General features: G+C 70.4%; 11 protein-coding genes. 4 read left to right on the forward strand and 7 right to left on the reverse strand.

All coding sequences use genetic code 11. The features are described 5' to 3' along the window. Nucleotides 1-23: 23 nt before the first annotated feature. Nucleotides 24-1,382, reverse strand: a complete 1,359-nt coding sequence (locus M1D55_RS22660) for an ankyrin repeat domain-containing protein (RefSeq protein WP_456281890.1) — start codon at nucleotides 1,380-1,382, stop codon at nucleotides 24-26. Nucleotides 1,383-1,859: 477 nt separating this feature from the next. Between M1D55_RS22660 and uvrA the strand changes: the two genes are divergently transcribed. Beyond that, the gene (gene uvrA / locus M1D55_RS22665; RefSeq protein ID WP_456281891.1) at nucleotides 1,860-7,772 is read left to right on the forward strand and encodes an excinuclease ABC subunit UvrA; all 5,913 of its coding nucleotides are present in this window, start codon (nucleotides 1,860-1,862) and stop codon (nucleotides 7,770-7,772) included. Nucleotides 7,773-7,911: 139 nt separating this feature from the next. Here uvrA and M1D55_RS22670 read toward each other — a convergent pair whose 3' ends face one another. After that, nucleotides 7,912-8,517 carry a cysteine hydrolase family protein gene (locus tag M1D55_RS22670; RefSeq protein ID WP_053821055.1) on the reverse strand — a complete coding sequence of 202 codons (606 nt, stop codon included), beginning with the start codon at nucleotides 8,515-8,517 and terminating at the stop codon, nucleotides 7,912-7,914. 96 nt (nucleotides 8,518-8,613) lie between these two features. Here M1D55_RS22670 and M1D55_RS22675 point away from each other — a divergent pair, with 96 nt between their 5' ends. Next, nucleotides 8,614-9,513, forward strand: coding sequence for a LysR family transcriptional regulator (locus M1D55_RS22675; RefSeq protein ID WP_064572571.1), 900 nt, complete (start codon nucleotides 8,614-8,616; stop codon nucleotides 9,511-9,513). 30 nt (nucleotides 9,514-9,543) lie between these two features. Here the strand turns inward: M1D55_RS22675 and M1D55_RS22680 are convergent, their stop codons facing one another. Then, nucleotides 9,544-11,055 (reverse strand): YncE family protein, encoded by a 1,512-nt coding sequence (locus tag M1D55_RS22680; RefSeq protein ID WP_456281892.1) that lies wholly within the window; start codon nucleotides 11,053-11,055, stop codon nucleotides 9,544-9,546. Beyond that, the gene (locus tag M1D55_RS22685) at nucleotides 11,052-11,501 is read right to left on the reverse strand and encodes a DUF305 domain-containing protein (RefSeq protein WP_456281893.1); all 450 of its coding nucleotides are present in this window, start codon (nucleotides 11,499-11,501) and stop codon (nucleotides 11,052-11,054) included. The genes M1D55_RS22680 and M1D55_RS22685 overlap by 4 nt, the downstream gene beginning before the upstream one ends. A 248-nt stretch (nucleotides 11,502-11,749) precedes the next feature. Between M1D55_RS22685 and M1D55_RS22690 the strand changes: the two genes are divergently transcribed. Continuing rightward, the gene (locus M1D55_RS22690; protein ID WP_006579644.1) at nucleotides 11,750-12,280 is read left to right on the forward strand and encodes an RNA polymerase sigma factor; all 531 of its coding nucleotides are present in this window, start codon (nucleotides 11,750-11,752) and stop codon (nucleotides 12,278-12,280) included. Further along, nucleotides 12,277-13,098 carry an anti-sigma factor family protein gene (locus M1D55_RS22695; RefSeq protein WP_232207113.1) on the forward strand — a complete coding sequence of 274 codons (822 nt, stop codon included), beginning with the start codon at nucleotides 12,277-12,279 and terminating at the stop codon, nucleotides 13,096-13,098. The genes M1D55_RS22690 and M1D55_RS22695 overlap by 4 nt, the downstream gene beginning before the upstream one ends. A gap of 32 nt (nucleotides 13,099-13,130) precedes the next feature. Here M1D55_RS22695 and M1D55_RS22700 read toward each other — a convergent pair whose 3' ends face one another. The 3 genes from M1D55_RS22700 to M1D55_RS22710 form a co-directional block, all read right to left on the reverse strand. After that, the gene (locus M1D55_RS22700; protein ID WP_456281894.1) at nucleotides 13,131-13,907 is read right to left on the reverse strand and encodes a TorF family putative porin; all 777 of its coding nucleotides are present in this window, start codon (nucleotides 13,905-13,907) and stop codon (nucleotides 13,131-13,133) included. Between the two features lie 146 nt (nucleotides 13,908-14,053). After that, on the reverse strand, nucleotides 14,054-14,749 hold the full coding sequence (kdpE, locus tag M1D55_RS22705; RefSeq protein WP_456281895.1) for a two-component system response regulator KdpE: 696 nt from the start codon (nucleotides 14,747-14,749) through the stop codon (nucleotides 14,054-14,056). Between the two features lie 42 nt (nucleotides 14,750-14,791). Then, nucleotides 14,792-17,653 carry a DUF4118 domain-containing protein gene (locus M1D55_RS22710; RefSeq protein ID WP_456281896.1) on the reverse strand — a complete coding sequence of 954 codons (2,862 nt, stop codon included), beginning with the start codon at nucleotides 17,651-17,653 and terminating at the stop codon, nucleotides 14,792-14,794. Nucleotides 17,654-17,684 lie beyond the last annotated feature (31 nt).

Consider the following 17,684-nt stretch of genomic DNA (forward strand, 5'->3'; position numbering starts at 1 on the left):
CGGCGCTCACGTCGGGCCTTCACTCAGACCGGTGACCGCGGCGCCAGCAGCGCGGCGACTTCGCGCTGTCCCGCGGACTGCGCCAGCGTCAGCGCGGTGTGCCCCTTCGCATTGCGCAACTGCGCATTGGCGCCGGCATCGAGCAGCAGTCCAACCACGCCGGCATCACCGGACCGTGCGGCGACCATCAGCGCCGTCATGCCACGCTGATCGGCCGCATCGACGCTGGCGCCCGCCTGCAGCAGCAAGGCCACCGTGCGCGCACGCACGGCCGGGGACCGCCCGAGCTCGTCGCTGCCGACCGCCAGCAGCAGCGGCGTGCGCATCGCGGCGTTGCGCTGCTGGATGCCATCGCCGGCGCCATGCATCACCAGCATCGACACCACCTCCGGATGCAGCGCTGCGGCGGCGTAGTGCAGCGGCGTCCAGCCTTCGGCCTGGCGCGCGCGCGGATCGGCGCCGGCCGCCAGCAGCGTGGCGGCGACGTCCGCATGGCCGTAGACCGTGGCGCGCATCAGCGGCGTGCGGCGCGCGGCGTCGCGGCCGTCGACCGCCGCCCCATGCGCGAGCAGCAGCGCCACGGCCTCGCGCTGGCCGAAGGTGGCGGCGCGCGCCAGCGGTGTTTCGCCGTCCGGGAAGGAGGCCAGATCGACCAGCCAGGCGCCGTGCGGCTGCGCCGCCGCGATCAGCTCGCGCATCGCCGCCAGCTGGCCGCGCCCCGCGGCGATGGCCAGTGCTCCGTGGCCCCGCGGCGACAGCGGCAGCGACAACGATTCGGCCCGCGCCAGCCACGGCGTCAGTTGCGCGATGTCGCCGTTGCCGGCGGCGTGCGCCAGTCCGTCGGTGCCGCTGCTTGCGAGCCAGCCGAGATAGTCCGCCACCAGTTCGCCGATGGTCGCCGACAGTGCCGCGTCGCCTGCCATCGCATCGCCGTCCGTCAGCGGTGCCAGTGCCACCGGCGGCCGACGATCGGCATTGCGGGCCGACAGCGCCAGCTTCGCGGCGTGGGCGCCCTGCTCCTCCAGCTGGCGCAGCAACGTGCGCACCAGTTGCGGCGCTGACGGCCGGAGCCGAAACGCCAGATGCAGCGCGGTATCGCCGTTGGCGTTGGTCAGCGCCGGATCGGCGCCGTGCCGCAGCAGCGCTTCGACGGTCTTCAGCTCGCCGCCGGCGAGCATCGCCAGGTGCAGCGCGCTGTTGCCATCGCGGTCCGGCAGGCGCAGCAGCGTCGGTTGCGCGGCCGCCAGCTTGTCGATCGCCGCCGCGTCGCCACGCGCGATGGCCACGTGCAGGTCGGCGACCGCCGTCTCTTCCACGGTCGATGCGCCGCCCGGCGCACCGGCAGGCTTGGCATCGATGAAACTCCTGGTTGGTAGCACCATGCGTGTTCTCCTGGCATTTGGGATGGGCGCCGCGGAGGGTCGCGGCACCGGTTGCCAGCCGGGTGCCGAGGCGACGGGCTGGCGGCGTGAGGGGCGGCGGTGGGCTGGCGGGTCGCTGTGGGTGGCCGCGGGTGGGCGCCGATGGCTGGTGGTTGCCGGCGGCCGCCGGGGCTGCCTGCGGGGTTCCGGAGGCGGAGCGGTATGCCGCTCGACCGGACGCGCCCACCGCCGGCGCGGCCATGCTATGGGGCGCGGCAAGCGGAGTCTTCTTGAAAACACCCGGAATCTGTGCAAAGGGGCGCGCCGGCGGCCGGTGGCAGTCGGTGCGGCGGACCACGTCCGGTGACCCGTGGCGGGCCGCCGGGCGGCGCCGGCGTGGCATCCGGACGCGTCCGCGGGACTTTTGCTAAAGTTTACGCCCGACTTTCCACCGCCCCGGCCCTGGGCGCGGTGCGGCCATCGAAAGGATTCCTCCCCATGTCTTCCGGCGTCATCCGCATCCGCGGCGCGCGTCAGCACAATCTCAAGCAAGTCGATCTGGACCTGCGCACCGGCGAAATGACGGTGGTCACGGGTCCGTCCGGCTCCGGCAAATCGAGCCTCGTCTTCGATACCCTCTATGCCGAGGGGCAGCGGCGCTATGTCGAGACCTTCAGCGCGTACGCCCGCCAGTTCCTCGACCGGATGGACCGGCCCCAGGTCGAGCGCGTCGAGGGCGTGCCGCCGGCCATCGCGATCGACCAGACCAATCCGGTGCGCAGCTCGCGCTCGACGGTCGGCACCATGACGGAGCTGAACGACCACCTGAAGCTGCTGTTCGCGCGCGCCGCCCAGCTGTTCGACCGCGAAACGGCGCTGCCGGTACGCCACGACACCCCCGAGACGATCTACGCCGAACTGCTCGAGCGCACCCGCGACGGCGACCCGCGCCTGGCGGTCACCTTCCCGGTCGAACTGCCGGAATCGGCGAGCGAGGACGAGATCGCGCAATGGCTGTCGGTCAGCGGCTATACCCGCGTGCAGGCGCAGCGGGTGGTCAACTCGCCAACCGGCCCGCGCAAGATGCTCGACGTGGTGGCCGACCGCTTCCGCCTGCAGCGTGCCGACAAGGCCCGCGTGGTCGAGGCGATCGAATCGTCGCTCAAGCGCGGCGCCGGCCGCGTCAGCATCTACGTACTGCCCGAGGGCGACGCCGCCTCCACGGAAGCCGGCGACGCCGAAGCGACCATCTGGCGCTTCTCCACCGGCCTGCACTGCCCCGAGAGCGACCTGCGCTATGCCGATCCGCAGCCGGCGCTGTTCTCGTTCAACTCCGCCTACGGCGCCTGCGAGGCCTGCCGCGGCTTCGGCCGCGTGATCGGCGTCGATCTCGGCCTGGTGATCCCCGACGGCCGCAAGACGCTGCGCCAGGGCGCGATCAAGCCGATGCAGACACCGGCCTGGAAGGAGTGCCAGGACGACCTGATGCGCTACGCCGCGCGCGCCGGCATTCCGCGCGACACGCCGTGGGCCGAGCTGACGCAGCAACAGCGCGACTGGGTCATCGACGGCGACCCCGCCTGGAACGGCAAGTGGAACAGCCAGTGGTACGGCGTGCGCCGCTTCTTCGACTACCTGGAGTCGAAGGCCTACAAGATGCATATCCGCGTGCTGCTGTCGAAGTACCGCAGCTACACGCTGTGCGACACCTGCGGCGGCGCGCGCCTCAAGACCGAGGCGATGCTGTGGCGCCTGGGCTCGCGCGAGAACGCGGACGCGGTGCTCGACCCGGCCCGCCGCGTGATGCCGCGCGGCGTGGCCTGGCGGCGCGAGCAGCTGGAGGCCCTGCCCGGCCTGACCGTGCACGACCTGATGCTGCTGCCGATCGAACGGATCCGCCGTTTCTTCGACACGCTGACGCTGCCCAGCGTGCTGCTCGACGACGCGCTGAAGCTGCTGCTGACCGAGGTGCGCACGCGGCTCAAGTATCTGTGCGACGTCGGCATCGGCTATCTGACGCTGGACCGCCAGAGCCGCACGCTGTCCGGCGGCGAGGTGCAGCGGATCAACCTGACCACCGCGCTCGGCACCTCGCTGGTCAACACGCTGTTCGTGCTCGACGAGCCGAGCATCGGCCTGCACCCGCGCGACCTGAACCGGATCGTCGAGGCGATGCGGCGGCTGCGCGATGCCGGCAATACGCTGGTGGTGGTCGAGCACGATCCCTCGGTGATGCTGGCCGCCGACCGCCTGATCGACATGGGCCCGGGCCCGGGCGAGCGCGGCGGCGAGATCGTCTACGACGGCACGCCGGCCGAGATCCGCCACGCCGGCACGCTGACCGGGCAATACCTGGGTGGCCAGCGCCGCGTCGCCGATGCGTCGGACTGGGTCCGCCGGCCGGTCGACGAGGCCACGCCGCGGCTGGTGCTCGAAGGCGCCAGCGAACACAATCTGCAGGACGTCACCGTGTCGATCCCGCTGCAGCGCCTGGTCTGCGTGACCGGCGTATCGGGCTCGGGCAAGTCGACGCTGATCCAGGACGTGCTGCACCCCGCGCTGGCCCGCCATTTCGGCCGCGCCACCGAAGCCCCCGGCGCGCACCGCGCGCTGGTCGGCGCCGAGCAGATCGGCGATGCCGTGTTCGTCGACCAGTCGCCGATCGGCAAGACCGCGCGCTCCAATCCGGCCAGCTATGTCGGCGCCTTCGACGAGATCCGCAAGCTGTTCGCCAAGGCGCCGCTGGCCAAGCAGCGCGGCTATACCGCCGGCACCTTCAGCTTCAACTCGGGCGACGGACGCTGCCCGACCTGCGGCGGCTCCGGCTTCGAGCACGTCGAGATGCAGTTCCTGTCCGACGTCTACCTGCGCTGCCCGGATTGCGACGGCAGCCGCTATCGCGCCGAAATCCTGGAAGTGAAGATCGAACGCGGCGGCCGGGCGCTGGGCATCGCCGACGTGCTGGAGCTGACCGTCAGCGAGGCGGTGGCGCTGTTCGCGGCCGATGCCGAGGTGCTGCGCGTGCTGCAGCCGATCGTCGACGTCGGCCTCGAATACGTGAAGCTGGGCCAGCCGGTGCCGACGCTGTCGGGCGGCGAGGCGCAGCGCCTGAAGCTGGCCGGCTTCCTCGCCGAGACCGCGCAGGCGGCGCGCAAGCGCGTCGCGCCGGACGCCAGCGAAGGCCGGCTGTTCATGTTCGACGAGCCGACCACCGGCCTGCACTTCGACGACATCGCCAAGCTGATGCGCGCCTTCGGCAAGCTGCTCGATGGCGGGCATTCGCTGATCGTGATCGAGCACAACCTGGACGTGATCCGCGCGGCCGACTGGCTGATCGACCTGGGCCCCGAAGGGGGCGACGCCGGCGGCCAGCTCGTCTGCGCCGGCACGCCGGACGACGTCAAGCGCTGCGCCCAGTCGCATACCGGCGCGGCGCTGCTGCAGTACGAAAGCCAGATCGGCCGCAGCGATGCGCAGGCCGAGCACGACGCGCTGCGGCTGCAGTCGGCGCACGGCTCGCCGGCGGCCCGCCGCGCGCGGCGCGCGCTGGCCGAGGTCCAGGGCGAGAACGTGGTGCGCATCGTCAACGCGCACGAGCACAACCTGAAGTCGCTGAACGTCGACATCCCGCACAACAAGTTCAACGTCGTGACCGGCGTATCGGGCTCGGGCAAGTCGACGCTGGCCTTCGACATCCTGTTCCACGAGGGGCAGCGCCGCTATCTCGAATCGCTGAACGCCTACGCGCGCTCGATCGTGCAGCCGGCGGGCCGGCCCGAGGTCGACGCGGTGTTCGGCATTCCGCCGACCGTGGCGATCGAGCAGCGCCTGTCGCGCGGCGGCCGCAAGAGCACGGTGGCGACCACCTCCGAGGTCTGGCACTTCCTGCGGCTGCTGTACGTCAAGCTCGGCCTGCAGCACTGCGTGCACGACGGCACGCCGGTCAGCGCGCAGAGCCCCGAATCGATCGTCGCGCAGCTGCTGCGCGAATACCGCGGCCAGCATGTCGGCCTGCTGGCGCCGCTGGTGGTCAACCGCAAGGGCGTCTACACCGATCTCGCCAAATGGGCGAAGGCGCGCGGCCATACGCATCTGCGTGTCGACGGCGCCTTCCTGCCGGTCGATCCGTGGCCGCGGCTGGACCGCTTCCGCGAACACACGATCGAGCTGCCGGTCGGCGACCTGGTGATCTCGCCCGACAACGAGGGTGAGCTGCGCACGCTGCTGGAGCAGGCGCTCGAGCACGGCAAGGGCGTGATGCACCTGCTGGCACCGCTCGATGGGCTGCGCGAGGCGTTCGGCAACGGCCACAACGGCGACGGCGTCGGCCAGACCAAGGTGTTCTCGACCAAGCGCGCCTGCCCGACCTGCGGTACCAGCTATCCCGAGCTCGATCCGCGCATGTTCTCGTACAACAGCAAGCACGGCTGGTGCGAAAGCTGCGTCGGCACCGGCCTGGCGCTGACGCGCGAACAGCGCGCCGCCTATGACGACAGCGTGATCGGCGGCGACGAACGCGGCCGCGAGCAGACACTCCCGTCGGAGGAGATCGAACCAGAAGGCGTCGGCCACGCGGCCTGCCCCTCGTGCCACGGCACGCGGCTGAACCCGGCCGCGCGCGCGGTCAGCTTCGCCGGCCGCTCGATCGTCGACATCGCGCAGTGGACCGTGTCGCAGACCCGCGCGTGGATCGAGCAGCTGACGCTGCGCGGCCGCGACGCCGAGATCGCGCGCGACGTGGTCAGCGAAATCCGCAGCCGGCTCGAGTTCCTCGAAGAGGTCGGCCTGGGCTATCTGAGCCTGGACCGCGCCGCACCCAGCCTGTCGGGCGGCGAGGCGCAGCGGATCCGGCTCGCGGCGCAGCTCGGCAGCAATCTGCAGGGCGTCTGCTATGTGCTGGACGAACCGACCATCGGCCTGCATCCGCGCGACAACCGCATCCTGCTCGACGCCCTGCGCAAGCTCGGCGACAAGGGCAACACGCTGGTGGTGGTCGAGCACGACGAGGACACGATCCGCCGCGCCGACCACATCATCGACATCGGCCCTGGCGCCGGCAAGCGCGGCGGCCATGTGGTCGCGCAGGGCGGCGTCGCCGATCTGGCGGCGCAGCCGTCGTCGCTGACCGGGCAGTTCCTGGCCCGGCCGATCGTCCATCCGCTGCAGGCGCGCCGGCCGGTCACGGCACCAGCGCGAGGCAAGGCGAGCGCCGCCGACACGGCGGTGCCCGAGCGCTGGCTGACCGTGCATGGCGCGACGCTCCACAACCTGCGCAATGTCACCGCCAGCCTGCCGCTGTCGCGGCTGGTGGCCATCACCGGCGTCAGCGGCTCGGGCAAGTCCACGCTGGCGCGCGATGTGCTGATGACCAATCTGCTCGATGCGGTCGGCCGTTCGGTGCTGTCGTCGCCGGCCACGCGCCGCGCGCGCAAGTCGGCGCAGGCCGAGCCCGCCGCGGGCGCCAGCAAGGGCGTGGGCGTGAAGAAGCTCGACGTCCAGCATGTCTGGCAGGGCTGCGAGGCGGTGACCGGCTGGGAGGCGATCGATCGCGTGCTCGAGGTCGACCAGACTCCGATCGGCAAGACGCCGCGCTCCTGTCCGGCCACCTATATCGGCGTCTGGGACGCGATCCGCCGGCTGTTCGCCGAGACGCTGGAAGCGAAGGCCCGCGGTTACACCGCGTCCCGCTTCTCGTTCAACACCGGCGACGGCCGCTGCCCGGCCTGCGAGGGCCAGGGCGTGCGCACCATCGGCATGAGCTTCCTGCCGGACGTCAAGGTGCTGTGCGACGTCTGCCATGGCCAGCGCTTCAATGCGGAGACGCTGGCGGTCAGCTGGCGCGGCCGCAATATCGGCGAGGTGCTGACGATGGAGATCGACGAGGCGGTGGAGTTCTTCGCCGCGCAGTCGAACATCGCGCATCCGCTGCAGCTGCTCAAGGACGTGGGGCTCGGCTATCTGACGCTGGGCCAGCCGTCGCCGACGCTGTCGGGCGGGGAGGCGCAGCGCATCAAGCTGGTCACCGAACTGGCCAAGGTGCGCGACGACGTCACGCGCCGCGGCCAGAAGCCGCCGCACACGCTGTACGTGCTGGACGAGCCGACCGTGGGCCTGCATATGGCCGACGTGGCCAAGCTGATCCGCGTGCTGCACCGTCTGGTCGACGGCGGCCACAGCGTGGTGGTGATCGAGCACGACCTCGACGTGATCGCCGAAGCCGACTGGGTCATCGATCTCGGCCCGGAAGGCGGCGACGGCGGCGGCACCATCGTCGCCGCCGCGCCGCCGGACGTGCTGGCACGCACGCCGGGCAGCCATACCGGGGCGGCGTTGGTGCCGGTGCTGGCGCGCACCGCGGCGGTGGCGGCCAACGAGGTCGGGCCAAGGGTGGTGCGCGGGGCGGTGGCGTAGGAAGGAACTGGCGAGTAGAAAGTCGAAAGGCCGCATCAAGCGGCCTTTCTTCTCTTTTGCATCCTGGATCGTGACGTCCGTCGTATACCGAGAGCGCTGTCAAGATTTGGTCCAGGCGCTTACCCGGCGATTGTACACCTTACCCCGCCAACGCTCCCGCATCCGGCACCACCAGCGCCACCAGATCATTCAATTCCGTCAGCGCGGTGCGATGCACGACCGCGGCGGGCACCACCTCGCCGTTGACCGGATCGGGCAGATCGCGCGTCGCGCAGGCGGCTGCGACCACCGTGGTGGTGTAGCCGAGATCCAGCGCCGCGCGCGCGGTCGCGCTGACGCACATATGGGTCATGAAGCCGGCGATCACCAGCTGCTTGCGGCCGGTCCGGGCCAGCGTGTCGGCCAGCGCCGTGCCGGCGAAGGCGTTAGGCAGATGCTTGACGATCACGGTCTCGCCCTGCGCCGGCGCGAGCTCGGCGATCAGTTCGGCATAAGGGCCCTGCGGATCGAAGATCGCCCCGCCCGGCTGCCCGTGGTGCTGGATGTGCACCACCGGTGCGCCGGCCTTGCGGGCGGCCGCCAGCAGGCGCTGGCACTCGGCCACGGCCTCGGCCATGCCGGACAGCGGCAGGCTGCCGTCGACGTACTCGCGCTGGTGGTCGATCAGCACCAGGCTGGCTTGCTGCCAGTCGGCCGGCTTGCGGGTCGCGCCGGCGAAATCCATCAGGGTCTTGGCTTGCGGCATGGAAGGCTCTCCTTCATCGAATGCACGACATCGTGCGATGCCGCCATGATAGGGTTCGGCTTGCCGATTCACCATGCCAGATTCCGACGAGGCACTGTGCAAAAAAGAACAGCCGGAACCACCCATTGGGACGATCTGCTGACGCTGGCCGTGCTGGCCCGCTCGGGCAGCTACGCCGCCTGCGCGCGCGAATTGGGGCTGACCCATGCCACCGTGATCCGACGCCTGCGGCGCCTGGAGACGGCGCTGGGCGCGCCGGTGGCCGAATCGGTGCAGGGCCGGATCGAGCTGTCGCCGGCCGGGCGCATCGCGCTGGCCGCGGCCGAGCAGATGGAGCGGCATGCCGCGCGGATCGGCCGCGAGCTCGAAGCGCGCCGCGCCAGCCCCGGCAGCGTGTCCGGCACGGTCAAGCTGACCGCCACCGAGGGCGTGGCGACGCTGTTCATCGCCGAGCGGCTGCCGGCGCTGCGAGAGCGCCATCCGGGACTGACGGTGGAACTGATCGTCGAGGCGCGCCGCGCGAGCCTCGCACGCCGCGAGGCGCATCTGGCGATCCGGCTCAATCGACCGGTCGAGGAACAGGTGGTGGCGCGCCGCGTCGGCACGATCCACTACGGCGTCTATGGCAACGCGGCCATGCGCCGCCGCTACACCGACGAGGGCCTCGCCGCGCTGCCGTTCTGCCAGCTCGCGTTGTCGCTGGCGCCGGGCGTCGCGTTGCCCGAGATCCGCTGGGTCGACAAGCAGATCGCACGCGACGCCATCGTGCTGTCGAGCAACAGCGTCGATACGCTGCTGATGGCAGCCGCGGCCGGCGCCGGAGCCGCGCTGCTGCCGCACTTCGCCGCGCGGACGCAGCCGTCGCTGCATCTGCTGCAGGACTGTCCGGACGTGCGGCGCGAGGTCTGGCTGGCCTATCCGTCCGAGTACCGGCGCCAGCCGCGCTTTCGTGCCGTGGCCGACTGGCTGGCCGAGTGCTTCGCGGAGATGCCATAGGCGGGGCTGTCCCGCCGGGCCCTGGGGCAATCACGGCACCTGCCGCTGCACCGGCGCGCCGATGCCGGCGTCCGTCACCGGCGCGATCACCAGATAGCGGCGCGCATCCTGGCGCTCGCCACCGCCGGCGACGACCTGACGAATCGGACCGACCGTATTGACGATCGCCGACCCCGCCGGATTGGCCATGAAGCGCGCCAGTGGTTCGATACGGCCGCCACCATCGGCCCTGTCCGCCAGGCCCAGCACATAGGCCTGTTTTGGCTGCAGCCCGGTCGCCGAGGCCTGCAGCACCTGCACCAGTCCCTGATCGAACAGCGCGACGCTGGTGGGCGCCTGTTCGGCATGTTGGGCAGGTTGGGCCTGCTGTGCCTGCTGGGACTGCTCCGATCCGCCCGCGGCGACCGGCACCAGCGACAGCTGCGTGGCCCTGGCAATCGTGCCGGCCGGCTGCAGGTTCTGCCGGCCATCGCCCTGCCTGACCGCGTCCGGCACATAGACCACCGCCTGCGGCGCCTGGCCGACGGGGATCGTCGCAACCACGCGTTGGCTCACCGTGTCGATCGCCGCCAGCGCGTCCTCGTTCTCCAGTCCCACATAAATGCGGCTGCCGTCGCCCGAGGGCCACAGGCCGTGCGGCAGCTTGCCGACCGGAATGGTCGCGACCTGCGAAAAATCGTCGGTGCGGAACACCTTGACCTCGTTGGTCCCGCCCACCGTCACGTAGGCGAACTGGCCGTTGCGGTTGCGCACGAAATTGACGTGGTTGGTGATCGGCCCGGTATCGATGGTGCGGATCGGCGCAAAGGGCGGACGCGCATCGAACACCTGCACCTTGCCGATGTCCTTCAGCGTGAACCAGACCTGCTTGCCGTCGGGCGTCGCCGCGATGTTCGGGCAGAACGCGCTGGCCTGCTCGATGGTCGCGATCACCTTGTGCTCGGCCACGGACACCACGCTGGTGCGCGGCTGGAACGACGAACAGACATAGCCGTACTTGCCGTCCGGCGAGAAGATCTGCATGCCGGGCCCGGCCGGCACGGGGATCCGGGTCTTCTCGCGATAGGTCGCCGCGTCGATCACCGCGACATAGTCTTCGCCGCGCACCGTGACCCAGAGCTCCTTGCCGTCCGGCGTGTAGAACGCCTCGTGCGGCGAGCGGCCCAGATAGGTCACGTGCCTGACCGCATTGGTCTGCGTGTCGATGAAGGAGACCGAGTTCGAGCCGATCGACACGACCGCGAGCGTGCGGCCGTCCGGCGAGAAGCCAAGGCCGTGCACCAGCAGCTGTCCCTTGTACAAGGGGCTGAAGTTGGCCGGCGTCGGCTCGCCCAGGCGGATCATGCCGAGCACCTCGTTGGAAGCCGGATCGGTGACGGACACCGTGTTGGAGAACTGCTCCGCGGCGTAGACGCGGTCGCGATGGCTGATCGGCCGGTCGGGATCGGTGGCGGCGCGCGGCGGCTGGCCAGCCCGCGTGGCGGCCGGCAAGGCCAGCGACAGGGCCAGGGCCGCGATGGCGGCGGTCGGGGTGAGCTTCATCGTGGCTCCTTGTGCGAATGGTGGATGGCGCGGTGGCCCGGCTCGCTGCCGGCGACCGCGCTGCCGGCGACCGCCGCAGTATCGGCGGACGTATCGGCAGGCATATCGGCGAACGTATCCGCCACCGGCGGCGCCTGCCCGATCGCGAGATACATCGCGGCAATCTCCTGCTGCTGCGTGGCGATGATCTCCTGCGCGATCCGGCGCAGTTGAGGGTTGCGGCCGTGCCGCAGTTGCGCCATCGCCATCTCGATCGCACCGCGGTGGTGCGGCACCATCATGTGGACGAAGTCGCGGTCGACGTCGCCGCTGGGCGCGATGGCCATGTCCTTCATCATCCGTTCCATCGCGCGATCGTTTTCGGCCAGGAAGGCCGCGTGATCGCCGGCATCAGCGGACGCCGCCACGGCGAACACCGCCAGGACTGCGCCGGCCGCCCACGACATCGGCGATGCAGCCGGCGCGCCGCCGCGACCGCGGTGGCGCCTTCGAAAACACAGAGCCATGCTGTCCTCCTCGAGGTCCGTATCAACAGGTGAACAGCGGTGCCGGCACCCTTATTCCCCCCAGCCGGAAAAAAATCGCGATCGGCGGCCGGCGCGGGCGGGAATAAAATCGCGCCGATGGTGTTCACGCTGTAAGGGCAGACGCCGGGCAGACCCGGCACGGCCCGCCGACCGACAAAGGAACAGCGATGGGGGTTCGTGAAGAACTGATCGACCACGTGCCGCGGCTGCGCCGCTATGCGCGCGCGCTGGTCCACAACCGCGAGCTGGCCGACGACCTGGTACAGGACACGCTCGAGCGCGCGCTGCGCCATGCGCGGCAATACCACGACGGCACCGATCTGCGGGCCTGGCTATTCACGATCATGCATAACGCCTTCGTCAACCAGATGCGCAGCGCCGGCATGCGCGCCGCGCATGTGCCGATGGACGACGACACGCTGTCCGACGGCCTGCCGGGCGCCGACTGGCACAGCACGGCGAATCCCGCCGGCTCGCTGGAGGTGCGCGACCTCGACTACGCGCTGCAGCGGCTTCCGGCCGAACAGCGCGAGGTGGTGCTGCTGGTCGGCCTCGAATCGATGAGCTATGCCGAAGTGGCGCTGGCGCTCGGCATTCCCGTCGGCACCGTGATGTCGCGGCTGTCGCGCGGACGCGAGCGGCTGCGCAGCCTGATGGCCGGCGTCAAACCCGAAGCCCGACTGAGGGTGGTGCGATGAGCAACGAAGCATTCGCGATCAGCGAGGAAGAGATTCACGCCTACGTCGACGGCATGCTGCCCGACGCGCGGCGCGCCGAGATCGAGCAGCGGCTCGAGCACGACCCGCAGCTGGCCCAGCGGATCAGCCAATACTACGCGCTGAACCATATGCTGCACGCCCGCTACGACCGCGTGCTGAACGAACCGCTGCCGTCGCGGCTGCGCGGCGAGCCCGCGCGGCGCGGCGCCTGGCTGCGCCGGCTGGACTGGCGGCTGCTGGGCGGCATGGCCGCGGCGCTGGTAGTCGGCATCGGCATCGGCGCCAATGCCGATGCGTGGCGCCGCGCGCTTCCCTCCTTCGGCGGCGAGCTGGCCCGGCGCGCGCCGGCGCGTCTCGATACCGGCGAGTCGTTCGCGCGCCAATCGGCGATCGCCCACGTGATCTACGCCCCCGAAGTGCGCCGGCCGGTCGAAGTCGGCGCCGACCGCGAGCAGGAGCTGGTCAAATGGGTATCGAACCGGCTGGGCGCCGATGTCCGTCCGCCGATCCTGACGCGCACCGGCTTCTCGCTGATGGGGGGTCGCCTGCTGCCGAGCAACCACGGCCCGGTCGCACAGTTCATGTACCACGACGCCAACGGCGAACGGATCACGCTGTGCATCTCGCACCGCGACCTCGCCGCCGACGTGACCGCGTTCCGGCTGTACCAGGACGGGTCCGTCAACGTGTTCTACTGGATCGACGGCAAGTTCGGCTACGCGGTGTCGGGCGGCATCGACCGGCAGCGGCTGCTCGAACTCGCGCACGACGTGCACGCGCAGGTCGCCGCGCAGTAGCGGCGGCGATCCGGGCGCAGCCTGGGAAACGCTCAGAACGTCTTCGTCAGCGACGCCCAGGCCGTGCCCCGGCCCATATGGCGTCCTCTGGCATTGGTGTACACCGCCCGGTTCGCATTGGTATCGATATAGGCCACGGCCAGCGCGAAACCGTTGCCCAGGTCCTTGGTCAGGCCGAGCTTCCAGTCGGTGTACGAGGCGTCCGCCACGTTCTGCACCTTCTGGTAGCCGACGTGCGCGTTCAGCGTCAGGCCCCAGAACTCGAGCGGCACGTTGGCCGCCAGGTCGACGTACCAGCTGTTCTTGCTGTCGTGGAAGCCGAACAGATTGGTCGGCGCGTACGAGTACTTCAGGAACACCGGGCCGTAGCCGATGCCCGCGTAGATTTCAGTGGTGTACGGCCGCGTGAAATTGGCCGGATAGTCGCCGGGGTAGTAGTACTGCAGCACGCCGACGTCGTAGTTCCACTTGCCGTCGCCGAAGGTGTTCTTGAAGCCGGCGTAGAAGTCCATCTCGATCGGCGCCGACACCTCGTCGTTGCTGTCGTTCAGCCAGCTGATGCTCGAGTTCCAGTTGCCCGCGTAGAAGCCGCTCGCATGGCTGTAGTCGAAGCCGCCCTGGATCGCCGGCCGGCGGTCGGTCTGCATGATGCCGCGGTAGCGGTATTCGGTGGCCAACGACAGATTGCCCGTCAGCGTGTGTTCGGCAGCTTGCGCGGCCGCGGTCTGCGCGGCGGCGGGCATCGCGGCGGTCAGCGTGGAAGCGGCCAGCAGCGCGGCCGCGGGATGGCGCGGTAGAGTCAAAGGCATGGTGACGAAGTAGAAGATGGGACCTGATCTCCCCCCGAAGGGGCCTTCGTCACGATAGACGCCGGTGCCTAAAAACGGTGTCAAAAGCCGGGGCCGGCGCATCCGAATGCCATAAAAGCAAAGGCCTCGCGCCAGCCCCCATGTCATCAACCCGCGAAGCGATAACCAATGCCGGTCTCGGTCAACAGATGAACGGGCTGTGCGGGATCGCGCTCGAGCTTGTGGCGCAGATGGCCCATGTAGACGCGCAGATACTGGCTGCTCTCCGACTGCGACGGCCCCCATACCTCGCGCAGCAGTTCGCGATGCGTCATTACCTTGCCGCGGTGGGCGATCAGCACCGACAGCAGCCGATACTCGATCGGCGTCAGATGCACCGGCTGCCCCGCGCGCGTGATCACGCGATTGGCCAGGTCCACCTGCACGTCGCCGAAGGCGATAAGGTGGCTGCCCTGCGGATTGACCCTGGCGTGCCGGCGCAGCAGCACCCGCACGCGCGCCACCATCTCGCCGACGCCGAACGGCTTGGTCAGGTAGTCGTCGGCACCGCCGTCGAGCGCGACGATCTTGTCCGCTTCGTCGCTGCGCGCCGACAGCACCAGGACCGGCACCTGGGTCCAGGTCCGCATCTCGCGGATCAGCTGCACGCCATCGCCGTCGGGCAGGCCCAGATCGAGAATCACCAGATCGGGCTGCCGCGTGCCGGCGTCGATCAGCCCCCGCTTCAACGTCTCGGCCTCATGCACGGTACAGCCCTCGGCCTCGAGCGTCGCGCGTACGAAGCGGCGGATATGCGGTTCGTCTTCGACCAGCAGCACCGTGGGAGAGAATTCGAATGGCATGACGGGTAATGGATTTCGTTGCGGGCGCTCGGCGGCATCGGCTCAAGCGTGCGGGGCCTGGGGCTCGGCCTCCAGCGGCGGTGGATTGCCGCGTGGCAATGCGACGACGAAGCGGGCTCCAGGTCCGTGCCCGGCCTGCCGCTGCGCGGACCGCGCCGGCCGCGCCGGCTCTGCCCAGATGCGTCCGCCATGGGCCTGCACGATCGCCTGGCAGACGGCGAGCCCGAGGCCGACGCCGGCGGTCGCCGATTCGCGCTGTCCGCGCACGAATTTCTCGAAGATCTGGCGCTCGCTGCCGGCCGGCACGCCAGGCCCATCGTCCTCAACAAGGATGCGGACCTCATCGTCGCCCGCTTCCGCGGACACGCGGACCGCCGTCCCCGCCGGCGTGTGCTTGGCCGCATTCTCCAGCAGATTGCACAGCACGCGCTCGATCAGCACGGCATCGCACTGGACCAGCGGCACGCGGGACAGGTCAGCCACCGCGACGCGGTGCCGCGACAGCGCCTCGCGCATCGCCGCCAGGCTCGAGCCGACCAGCTCCTCGACCGATTGCCACTCCCGCCTGATCCGCACCTCGCGGCCTTGCAGCTTCGCCATGTCGAGCAGGTTGACGACCATCGTGCGCATCCGTTGCGCCTGCTCCAGCATCGTGGCAACGGTGTCGGCCACCGCCGGCGCCAGCGGCGGGTCGCTGCGCCGCAGCGTCTCCGCCATGCCGATCAGTCCGGTCAGCGGCGTGCGCAAATCGTGCGATACCGCGGCCAGCAGCGAGCTGCGCAGCCGCTCCGACTCCATCGACAGCAGCGCCTGCTGCGCGACCTCGACATAGTGCAGCCGCTCGATGGCGATCGCGATCAACGTGCAGAACGCATCCACCTGGCGCCGCAGTGCCGGCTGCGCGAAGGCTCGCCACGCGGCCGGCTCCACCGCCAGCACGCCGCGCGTGCGCATCGGCGCCTTCAGCGGCAGATAGAGCACGGTGCTGCCGGGCAGCGTATGCGTGCCCGTGCCCGCGGGTTGGCCATGGTCGAACACCCATTGCGCCAGCACGTGGTCGATCGAATCGGTGCGCGCGGCCGTGTCCCGCTGCTGCTGGTCGGTCACCGGCGGCAGCAGCTTGCCGTCAGAGGATGTCAGAAAGAACGCGGAATTGGCATCGAACGCCGCGCGCAGGAATCGGCTGCCGATCGGCACGATCTGGTCCAGCGTCAGCGCCGACGACAGTTCGCGCGCCAGCTCGTACAGCGTGCGCGCATCGGTCTCGCGCTGCACCGCGACCTGCGCCTGCTCGCGCAGGCCGGCGGTCAGCTGGCCGATCACCAGGCCGACCGACAGCAGCACGACGAAGGTCAGCAGGTACTGCACGTCGGTGACCGCGAACGACAGCCGCGGCGGCACGAAGAAGAAATCGAACGCGGCCACCGACAGCACCGACGCCAATGCCGCCGGGCCACGCCCGTGCCGCAGCGCGACGCCCATCACGGCGGCCAGAAACAGCATCGCGATATTGACGACGTCGAACCATGGCGTGGCCAGCGCCGACAGCGCCGAGGCACCGGCGCACCAGACCACGGCCCACAGGTAGTCGCGGCGCCGGGCCCCATCGGCCGGTGCGTCGGATTGCTGGGCGTCCTCGTGGGGCGGGCGCAGGTCGGTCCGCGTGGTATCGGCGGCCACGCGCACGATGTCGATCTCGGGACAGCCGACCGCCAGCGCGTCGGCGAAGCTGCGCCGCCCGAACCATGCGGCCGGCACGCCGACCAGCGGCGACAGTGCCAGCGCCAGCAGCGAACGCGCGCGCTCGGCCAGCGAGTCGCCGCCGCGCCGCCAATCGCCCGGCGCGCGTCCGATCACCACCTTGGTCAGGTTGTGCCGCCGCACGTAGCCGGCCACCGCCTGCACCATGTCCGCACCGGCCAGCGTCTCGGTGCGCGCGCCCAGTTGCTCGGCCATCCGCATCGCGTGCTCGAGCCGGACCCTGGCCCGCTCCGACGGCGGCGCCAGCCGTGGCGTGGCGACCGTCACCACATGCCAGTCGCAATCGAGCTGGTCCGCCAGCCGCCGCGCGCTCTTGACCACCTGCGCGGCATCGTCGCCGCTGCCGATGCAGGCGAGCACCGCCTCGCGCGTGCGCCATACCGGCTGCACCGGTTCTGACTGGCGCCACGCGCGCACGTCGTGATCGACGCGTTCGGCGGTGCGGCGCAGCGCAAGCTCGCGCAGCGCGATCAGATTGCCCTTGCGGAAAAAATGGCGCGCGGCGTGGCGCGCCTGCTCGGGCAGATAGACCCTGCCCTCCTTGAGCCGCCGCAGCAGCTCGTCGGCCGGCAGGTCCACCAGCACGACCTCGTCGGCGCCATCGAACACCGCGTCGGGCACGGTTTCCCAGACCCGGATGCCGGTGATGCCGCCGACCGCCTCGTTCAGGCTGTCCAGGTGCTGGACGTTGACGGTGGTCCAGACATCGATGCCGGCGGCGCGCAGCTCCTGGATGTCCTGCCAGCGCTTGGGGTGGCGGCTGCCCGGCGCATTCGAATGCGCCAGCTCGTCGACCAGGATCAGCGCGGGTCGGCGCGCCAGCGCGCCGTCGAGGTCGAATTCGCGCAGCACGCGGCCGCGATAGGGCACGTCGCGCATCGGCAGCCGTTCCAGGCCGGCCAGCAGCGCCTCGGTCTCGGCGCGGCCATGCGTTTCCACCACGCCGATCGCCACATCGGTGCCCTGCGCCAGGGCCGCCCTGGCGGCGGCCAGCATCGCGAAGGTCTTGCCGACGCCAGCCGAGGCGCCGAAATACACGCGCAGCTTGCCGCGCGCGGCACGCTCGCCCTGCTGCTGGACCATCCGCAGCAGCGCATCGGGATCGGCGCGCGCACCGGTATCGCGCAATTCGGCTTCGGTCATCGGCAATGGAACCGGACTGGGCTAAGGCAGA

This window comes from Cupriavidus sp. JZ107 (assembly GCF_053903255.1).